Source organism: Streptomyces sp. NPDC037242, from assembly GCF_055604165.1.
In genome coordinates this window covers 1-7,281 of the sequence record NZ_JBVJUY010000063.1, presented here as the reverse complement: position 1 = coordinate 7,281, position 7,281 = coordinate 1, and the positions used below count along the sequence as shown (strand labels likewise).

General features: G+C 70.4%; 6 protein-coding genes and 1 pseudogene. 3 read left to right on the top strand and 4 right to left on the bottom strand.

The features are described 5' to 3' along the window. Positions 1-103: 103 nt before the first annotated feature. Both ACZ7GJ_RS37710 and ACZ7GJ_RS37705 read right to left on the bottom strand, forming a co-directional pair. On the bottom strand, positions 104-940 hold the full coding sequence (locus tag ACZ7GJ_RS37710; protein WP_470758473.1) for an alpha/beta fold hydrolase: 837 nt from the start codon (positions 938-940) through the stop codon (positions 104-106). Further along, complete coding sequence (locus ACZ7GJ_RS37705) at positions 937-1,530, bottom strand: TetR/AcrR family transcriptional regulator (protein ID WP_470758471.1); 594 nt, start codon at positions 1,528-1,530, stop codon at positions 937-939. Before ACZ7GJ_RS37705 ends, ACZ7GJ_RS37710 begins: the two co-directional genes overlap by 4 nt. Before the next feature lie 291 nt (positions 1,531-1,821). On the opposite strand from ACZ7GJ_RS37705, the pseudogene ACZ7GJ_RS37700 reads away from it, so the two are divergent. The 3 genes and pseudogenes from ACZ7GJ_RS37700 to ACZ7GJ_RS37690 form a co-directional block, all read left to right on the top strand. Then, positions 1,822-2,003: pseudogene (locus tag ACZ7GJ_RS37700) on the top strand (SAM-dependent methyltransferase); the annotation flags it as partial. Between the two features lie 148 nt (positions 2,004-2,151). Further along, on the top strand, positions 2,152-2,607 hold the full coding sequence (locus ACZ7GJ_RS37695) for a hypothetical protein (protein ID WP_470758469.1): 456 nt from the start codon (positions 2,152-2,154) through the stop codon (positions 2,605-2,607). 149 nt (positions 2,608-2,756) lie between these two features. Continuing rightward, a complete protein-coding gene (locus ACZ7GJ_RS37690; RefSeq protein ID WP_470758467.1) occupies positions 2,757-3,434 on the top strand; it encodes a DNA alkylation repair protein in 678 nt (225 codons plus the stop codon). Positions 3,435-3,608: 174 nt separating this feature from the next. Here the strand turns inward: ACZ7GJ_RS37690 and ACZ7GJ_RS37685 are convergent, their stop codons facing one another. Both ACZ7GJ_RS37685 and ACZ7GJ_RS37680 read right to left on the bottom strand, forming a co-directional pair. Then, complete coding sequence (locus tag ACZ7GJ_RS37685) at positions 3,609-5,402, bottom strand: ABC transporter ATP-binding protein (protein ID WP_470758465.1); 1,794 nt, start codon at positions 5,400-5,402, stop codon at positions 3,609-3,611. A 457-nt stretch (positions 5,403-5,859) separates the two neighbouring features. Then, positions 5,860-7,098: a DUF418 domain-containing protein gene (locus ACZ7GJ_RS37680; RefSeq protein ID WP_470758463.1), complete on the bottom strand. Its 1,239-nt coding sequence runs from the start codon at positions 7,096-7,098 to the stop codon at positions 5,860-5,862. Positions 7,099-7,281 lie beyond the last annotated feature (183 nt).

The following is a 7,281-nucleotide window of genomic DNA, read 5'->3' as shown; positions in this document are numbered from 1 at the left end:
CGGCCGGAAGCCCGAGTACGTCCAGTACGCGGGCTTCCGGTCGGCACGCCGAGAGCACGCACCGGACGCCGCTCCTTCCCCACGGACATCCGCCAGACACCCCCTAAGCGCGGAAGACCTTCCGAAGGAGCTCCCCGAACTCGGCGGGGTGCGTGGTCGATCCGGTGTGCCCGCCGGGGAAGTGCAGCAGTTCCGTGCCGAGGCGCTCGGCCAGAAAGGCGGCCGGGCGGTAGGGCAGCTCGCCGCGCGAGTCCTGGCCGCCGGCGAGCACGAGCCGTTGCGACAGTGCCTCCAGCCCGTGGATGTCGGGGGAGTAGGACATGAACGCAGGCACGATGCGCCCGACGAAGTAGGGCAGGTTCGCCATCGTCTGCTCGGCACGCGCCGCTGCCTGCGGCGGAAGCTCGACCTCGGCCTTCGGCTCGGCGGCCTCGCCACCCTTCTGCAGACCCGCGACGAACACCGCCATCGCCGGCATGAGCCCCTCCGCGTGGAACGTGGCCTGCACGCGCCCGATGAGCGCGCGATGTTCAGCCGCGTCCGGCAGGACCTCCACCACCGGCGGCTCGTGCGCTACGAGGCGTTCGACGCGCTCGGGATGGGCGGTGAGGAGGTGCAGGGCGGTGATCGCGCCCGAGCTGGAACCGAAGATGCGCGCGGGCTCACCGGGTGACAGCAGTTCGAGCAACCGGAAGGCGTCGTCGGCGTGTTCCGCCACTCGCTGCTCGGCCTCGGGATCGTCCAGCGCGCTGCGGGACATACCGCGCGGGTCGTAGGTCGCGACGGTATGGGTGGCGGCCAGGTCGTCGACGATGCCGTCGAAGGCCGCCGCGCCGCCCGCCCCTCCGGGGATCAGCAGCAGGAGCGGGCCCCGGCCGCGCACCTCGTAGTGCAGGGTTGCGCCGTTCACGCGCAGGCTGCCCATGGTCGGGCCGGTCATGCGGAGTCTCCTTCTCGGGACGGGGGCCAGTGCTCCAGGAGGGTGTGGAGGGCGTCGAGTGCGCGGATCCAGGACTGCTGCGGCGACCGCTCGTGTGCGAACCCGCCCGCGGCCTCCAATGCGACGAAGCCGTGGAAGGTGCTGCGCAGCAATCGGACCGCGTCGGTCAGGTCGGGTTCGGCCAGTCCGTAGCCGCGCAGCATGCCGTAGGTCAGCTCGACCGCGCGCCGCGGCCCCGGCGCCTTCGCGGCCAGTTCAGGGTCGATCCGGATCGGGGTCTGCGTCGCGGCGTAGCGGCCGGGATGCGTGTGGGCGTACTCCCGCCAGGCATTGGCGAACGCAACCAGCGCGTCCTTGCCCGCCCGCCCGGCTGTCGCCTCCGCGATGCGGATCGTCTTCTCGTCCGCCGCCAGCAGCGCGATCCGGCCGCGCAGGTCCTCAAGACCTCGGACATGTGTGTAGAGGCTCGCATCCTTCACGCCCAGCCGCCGCGCCACCTGCGACATGGTCACCTGGTCGAGCCCGACCTCGTCCGCCAACTCGGCGCCTGCGACCGTCACCCGCTCCGCCGTCAGCCCTGCCCGAGCCATGCCGGCCTCCTCGTTCCTAGGAGCCCTAACTTAAACCTAGTGGCCCTAGGTTTGCAAGGGGGGAGGTGGTGACGCGAACCAGCCCCTGATCCGCGCGAGCATCGTCAGAACGTGTGCAGGAGCGGGCTCTTGACCCTCACGCGGCGTCAGGCCGCACGGTCGGTGCCGTGGGAGATCACTGGACCGTGGGACGTGTCGCCGAGCTGGCCGGCGTGAGCGTCCGCACGCTGCATCACTGCCGGGCCTATTCGGCCGGCGACGTGGAGCGGCTGCGAGAGGTGCTGGCCTACCGACGCGTACTTGGAGGATCACGTGCGCCGTGCGGTGTCGGCGTGGACGAGGGTCGGACCGCAGGCCGGACAACGGGCGGTACGAAACCTCAGTGACGACCTCTCCGGCCGTTGGGCCGAGCGCACGGCCACCTCGCCGACCTCGACACGGCAGACCTCGGCCTGCGCCTGATCACGGCCTGATCGCCTGATCACCTGAACGTCGTGACGTGATCAGGGGGAATTCAGATCTTGAACATCCTCTGTTCTAATGACATGTGAAATATCACATGTCATTAGCGCCGACCGAGAGTCCTTGGTCGGTGATTCCTCACAAGGAAGATGAACCTCAATGAACCGCTTAGCTCTCCTCGCCGCCAGCGCCGTAGGTCTGACCGTCTTTGCGATCAGCCCGGCCAACGCCACCGTTCTGCCGGCCGACACGGCCGAGACCGTCACCTCCTGCGGGAACTCCGGCCTCCAGGCAGGCCTGGCCACCCGGGTGTGCGCCGACGTCACCGGTACCACCGTCGAGTTCTACGGGACGGTCGGCCTCGCCGGCCCGCCCTCTCCGGGCAGCCCGGCACCCACCCCGAAGGAACTGTTCACCACCTTGTCCACGCAGGTCGTCGGTGCCGCCGCGCCCGAGACGCTGTCCAGGCAGGTCATTTTCGTCGCCTCCAGGCTCGAGGTACGCGGCCTCGTCAGCACCGTCCCGTGCGGCTCGACCATCCGCGGCACCTTCGGCGTGGCCTCGTTCCCGCGACCGGCCAGCCCGGTGGTCCACGAAGTCACCATCACCTGCTGAGACCCCCCTCGCGCATGGGCTGGCCCGGCGGCAGGCAGGGCCGGCACCATGAGCCGGAGCCCCGCCGTCCGATGACGGCGGGGCTTCGCCGGGCGGCCGACTCTCGTCATAAGCTGTTGGGCCCCGTACGCGATGGACAGGAGGCCGTGATGGCCGAGACGGCCGAGACGGCGTTAGCCGAGGTCATGGCCGAGCTGGCCGGGCTCGATGAGCCGAAGGCGCGCGCGGTGAACGAGAAGCACGGCGACGACCACGGCGTGAACCTCGGCAAGCTGCGTGCGCTCGCGAAGCGGCTGAAGACACAGCAGGAACTCGCGCGCGGTCTGTGGGGGACGGGGGACAGCGCGGCGCGGCTCCTGGCGATGCTGATCTGCCGGCCGAAGGCGTTCGGGCGGGACGAACTGGACGCCATGTTGCGCGAGGCGCGCACGCCGAAGGTGCACGACTGGCTCATGAACTACGTGGTGAAGAAGAACCCGCACGCGGAGGAACTGCGCGTGGCCTGGTCGGATGATCCGGATCCGGTGGTCGCGAGTGCCGGCTGGGCGTTGACCACCGAGCGGGTGGCGAAGAAGCCGGAGGGCCTCGATCTCGCGGGGCTGCTGGACGTCATCGAGGCGGAGATGGCCACCGCCCCGGACCGCTTGCAGTGGGCGATGAACCACTGCCTGGCGCAGATCGGCATCGAGCGTACGGAGTTCCGGGCCCGGGCGATCGACATCGGCGAACGGCTGGGCGTACTCAAGGACTACCCGACCTCGCCCGGGTGCACGTCCCCGTTCGCGCCGGTCTGGATCAACGAGATGGTGCGGCGCCAGCAGGCTTGACCGACGGAGGCCCACTGGTACCGACCGTCACCTGCCGGCGCCGTCGGCGAGCCCCGACCGGAGCCGGGCCCAGTCGTCAGTCTGATCACGCCAAGCGGGACTCTCGTAGCTGGCCGTCTTCGCTTCGGGCAAAGAGATCCCGAACGTGCACGTCCAGAGCCGTCCGGTGCGGAGTCACCGCGCCGGGCCCAGGAACTGGGTGGCCGCCAGGCGTGCGTACAGGCTGTCCTGGTCGAGCAGTTCCGTATGGGTGCCCACCGCGCGTACCCGCCCCGCGTCCATGACTACGATCCGGTCGGCGTGGGTCACCGTAGAGAGGCGGTGTGCCACGACGAGGACGGTGGTCTGCCGGGCGGCGTGCGTGATGACGTCGCGTACTGCCAGTTCGTTGACGGCGTCGAGCTGCGAGGTCGCCTCGTCCAGGAGCAGCAGCCGGGGTTTGCGCAGCAGGGCGCGGGCGATGGCGATGCGCTGGCGTTCGCCGCCCGACAGCTTGGTGCCGCGGTGTCCGACCGGGGTTTCCAGGCCCTGCGGCAGGCGGTCCACCAGCGTGTCCAGCTTCGCCCGGACCAGGACGTCGTGGATGTCCTGGTCGGTCGCGTCGGGTGCCGCGAAGACCAGGTTCTCCCGCAACGTCCCGGCCAGGACCGGGGTGTCCTGTTCCACGTAACCGATGGCACCGCGCAGCTCCGGCAGCGACCAGTCGCGGACGTCCTTGCCGTCGATCAGGACCCGGCCTCCGGTCGTCTCGTAGAACCGCTCGATCAGCGCGAAGATCGTCGACTTGCCCGCCCCCGAGGGACCGACGAACGCCGTCATCCCGCCGCTGGGCACCTCGAAATCGACCTGGTGGTGGACGGGCGGGAGGTCATCGCGGTAGCGGAAGCCCACGTCCTCGAAGCGGACCGACGCCGGGCCGCCGGCCGTCGCCGATGTACCGGACCAGTCGGGGCGCTCCCGTTCCAGTTCCAGGGGCTCCGTTTCAAGCCGCTCCACTTGGGCGATGCGGGCGATGGCCGCTGATCCTTCCTGATACTTGGAGGCCGCCTCGACCAGCCTGTCCACCGGCTCGATGACGTAGAAGAGGTAGAGCAGGAAGGCGATCAGAGTGGACACGGGGATCGCCCCGGAGGCCACGCGGGCTCCGCCGACGCCGAGCACTGCGAGGAACGACAGCTGCATGGCCAGGCCGACGGACCCCTCCGCCACCGCCTCCCACTTCGCGCTTGTCACGCCGTGCCGCCACGACCGCCGCAGTGCCGCGTCGGCGACCGCGCTCTCGCGCTGTTCGGCACTTGAGGCCTTGACCGTCCGCAGCGCCCCGAAGATCCGCTCAAGGACGGAGGAGACCTCCCCGACCGCCTCCTGCGCGCGCTCGGTGGCCCGCGCGATCCTGGGCATCACCAGGGCGACGGCCCCGCCGATCAGAACCCCCACGGCCAGGGTGACGCCGAGCAGCACGGTGTCCATGAGGGCCATCATGACGACGGCCGCGGCCAGGGTCACGGCTCCGGTGGCACCGTTGACGATCGCCTGGGTGGTGACCGCACGCAGGAGCGTGGTGTCGGAGGTGACCCTGGACATGAGGTCGCCCGGCTGGTTCCGATCGAACTCCGTGAGGCGCAGCCGCAGCAGGCGTCCGACAAGGGTGCGGCGGGCGGCCAGCACGACCGATTCCGCGGTCCGCTCCAGTACGTACGCGCCGAGCGTCTGGACCACCGCGCCCACCACGACGAGCGCGGTGAGGGCCAGGAGGATTCGGCTGATCGTCTCGCCGGAGCCCAGCCGGTCCACGAGCACCTTCGTGGCCAAGGGCTGCAGCAACCCGCTCCCGGCCCCGATGAGGGTGAGCAGGGCGGCGAGCGCGACGGCCTTGCAGTGCGGTCGGAAATGGGCGTACAGCGCCTGGAACGTCTTCGGGGCGGTCAGGCGTGCGGTGTCGGCGGCCGACGTGTCGGTCGCGGTCATGACGTGGTCCTTTTGTCGTCCGGTTGCCCGGTCACTGCGGTCGCGGATCTGAGCACCAGGTCGTGCCGGTGCGTCAACTGGGGTCGGATTGCTCAGCCGGACAATCCGGCGAAGGTCATCCCCGCGTGGTGGACCAGGCCGGCGTACAAGTCGGGCCGGAGGACCGCCAGAATTCCGGCCGCAGCGAGGAATACGAGCAGGCCGGCTTCCCGGCCGCCCCTGAGGTGTCCGTGCGACGAGCACCTGCCCGTCGCGCACCTCTTGCAGGGCCGCGGGCCAGGGGCAGCCGGGGCCGGTGCGCGACCGTCTCGGGCCACTCGTTCGTCGTCCATGCGTCCAGGCTCGTCGCGGGGCAGGCCCACGGGTATCCGGCAGTCATCCGGACCCCATCCCCCAGGTGGCTGGAGCGGACCCCCAGGTGGCGGGTGTGCCCACGGGTGAGCACCCCGGCCGGACCTCATCGGATGTACTGGGCGGGTTTGGTGGCGGCGTTGAGCAGAGACTCCAGCGGTCCGCGGCGGAAGAGGCGGGACCAGAGCGCGGCGAACACGATCGCTCCGAGGATGAGCGCGAGCACGGGCCCCCAGGACACCTGGCTGCTTTCGCCGGCCGGTATGCCCACCGCGGACTGCACGAGGAAGTGGCCGACGTAGGCCGTCAGGGACATCGTGCCCACGGCGATGACCGGCTTCGCCAGACGGCGCAGGCGCGGCAGGCGGTCCATGAGGACCGTCGCACCGACGATCACGAGGATGGCGACGCCGACGCTGCCGATGATGTCGAAGGTGGTGCCGCTGTGCGGTCCGGCGGACAGCAGTTCCGAGGCCGCCCGCTGGGGGGCCTCGAACGATCCGCCGTCGAAGGACGACACCTTCTCGAACCCGGAGGACGACTTCCCGCCCTCCGCCCTGCTGCGCAGCGCGTCCTTGCCCGCCAGGAGAAGGGACAGGCCGTACGCGCCGGCGGTCAGGGCGGCGCCGAGGGCGGCCAGGCGCCGCTGGACGGTGGTGGCGGACAGGTCGAGGCGGGCCAGCGCCATGCCGGCGACCACGAACGACATCCAGGTGATCGTCGGGTAGAAGCCGGTGAGCAGCAGGTCGAGCACACCGACCTCGCTGAGCTTCTTTAGCGGGTCGTAGGCGTTGATGCTCTGCTGGACGGACTCGCTGAGCAGTGAGTTCAGGACGAACGCCAGCTGCGGCGTGACGAGCGCGAGCCCTGCGGCGATGACCGCCAGTGTCCTGGCGGACAGCCGCAGCATGGGCAGGGCGATAAGGAAGTAGACACCGTAGAAGCCGAGGATGATCACACCCCCGTACTCCATCGCCAGCACGCTGCCCAGGGCCAGCAGGACCACGGCGCGGATCGCGATCCGCGCCTTCGCCTGCCGGCCCGCCAGACCGGTCTTCGGCTCACGACGCCCGGCGATCAGCATCAGGGAGAACCCGGCGAGGGTGGCGAACAGCACCGACGAGTGCCCGTCGGCCAGATACCGGACCCAGGTGCCGACGCCGGACGTCGCCGACAGCACCGGGCCGATGTGGACGATGTACATACCGAACACCGCCAACGCGCGGGCCAGGTCTACCCCGACGAGGCGTCCCATCGAGGGACCGCCCTGGGCCGGCACGGCGGGCTCGGGCGAGGTTCGAGGCGCAGGAGGCGACGTCTCCTGGGGCGGCTGCATCTGTGTCATGGGTTGAATCTCGCGGTGACGCCAGGCGGCGGGCCATCCGGCAGGCTTCGGTATCGGCCCAGGGGGGGGGGGGGGGGGCCCCCCCCCCCCCCCGGGGAAGGGGGCCGCGCGATGTGGGAAGAGAGGGGAGGGTCGGGTGTGGTTTCCCTGGCGGTGTGGTGGTGGGGGGGTTTGTCTTTGCAA